Here is a 1,533-nt window from a genome sequence, read left to right on the forward strand (position 1 = left end):
GGCAGCGGGGAGCCCCAGTGGGTCGAGCCCCGGGCCCGCCCCCGTTCGGCCGACCGGCCCGTTCCCGCCCGGGGCCGCTTCTCCGTCGGCCGGCTCGCCGGCGACCGAGGTCGCGGCGGGTTCGCGCCCCGCGGCGGCATCCGGGTCGGCGGTCGGCTCCGCACCCGCCGTCGGCCCACCCTCGCCGTGCTCGTCCCCGCCCGGCCCACCCTCGCCGTGCTCGCTGCCGTCGACGGGGCTGCTGTCCGCCGAGCCCGCGGTCGCCGGCGGCACGCCCGGGATCTCTGCTGCGCCGTCGCCCGCCCCGCGGTGGCGGGCGGCCGCGGGGCGCTGCCCGGCCAGCAGCGGGCGCAGGGCTGGTGCATCGGCCGGGTCCGCGCAGTCCAGCGGTCCCGCTGTCGCGGTGGTGCTCTCCAGGGCCACCTGCCCGGCCGCCAGTTCCTCCTCGCCGAAGCTGAGCACCACCTCGCGGTGGAGAAGGAAGAGCGACGGGTCGGCGAGCGGGTCGTCGGCGGGGACGAGCGCGTAGGCGAAGCGGTGACGGGCGGAGACGCTCAACCGCCCCTGTGCCTGCTCGACGGCGAACGCCCCCTCGACACGAGTGCCGTCCTCGGCCAACCCGACGGTGCCCGGTTCGAACCGGACGAGGAAGGTGGAGGCGCGCACCGGGCCGGGTCCGGTCCGCAGCGCGCGGTCCAGGCGGTGCTGCTGGAACGGGGTGAGCAAGGCGCGCACGGGGGCGACAGCACCTCCCACCAGGACGTCGGGGGTGAGGCTGCTGGCCGTGACGTAGCGCCGGGCGAGCACGAGGGCGTCGATCACCTGGTCGCGGTCCCACTCCCCGACCGCGCTCGCCTCGGGCAGTACCAGTTCGGTGCCGAATCCGTCGGCCACGGAGCCTGCGTAGGGGTCCTCCGGCGCCGCGGCAGGGACGGCGCCCTGCGGTGCGAGGGGCAGCAGACTCCCGGCGGGCACGATGTCGGGGCTGCGGTGGACAGCGGGTTGCAGCCCGCTGTTGCCGAGGAAGACCGCGATGAGCACGGCGGTGACGAGCACGGCCGCCACGGCGAGGCCGTTGCGCGGCAGCAGCCGCCCGGAGCGTCCGTCCGGACGGGGGTCCGGGTCGCGGGGGTGCACGGGGAAGGTGCCCGGTTCCAGCCGCTGCGCCGCGCTGTGCTCCTGAAGGGAGGCAGCGCGGACGAACGACTCGTCGAAGACGGTCGCACGGAACTCGTCGTCCCCGTGGTCGGGGACTTCCCCGGCGGCCCCTCCTGGAGGGTCCGAACGCCCAGCCGTCACGGATTCAGAGTAGGGCGAGCCGCGCTCCGGTGACAGTCCCGTCGACCGGCCGGTACCGCGGGGTGGTGCGCGGGGCGTCGGCGGGTGGCGCCGGGGCACCTCCCGGGCAGACGGTCGCGCCCGGGCGCGACCGCCCGGGCGTCGATGGGCCGTTCGGGGGGGGCGCCACCGCAGGGCGCGCCCCCTCCGGCGGCCGGCGCTGCGGGAGTCGGACGCCCCCACACACGGCGGGGC

The 1,533-nt window shown here is 77.8% G+C and carries 1 protein-coding gene; it reads right to left on the reverse strand.

Going from position 1 to position 1,533, the window contains the following annotated elements; all coding sequences use genetic code 11:
- The coding region (locus HCN56_RS25475; RefSeq protein WP_167974993.1) for an SCO2583 family membrane protein at nucleotides 1-1,299 on the reverse strand (1,299 nt) is incomplete at its 3' end.
- Nucleotides 1,300-1,533: the final 234 nt, after the last annotated feature.

The sequence above is a fragment of the Streptomyces lonarensis genome (genome assembly GCF_012033735.1).
GTDB lineage: Bacteria > Actinomycetota > Actinomycetes > Streptomycetales > Streptomycetaceae > Streptomyces > Streptomyces lonarensis.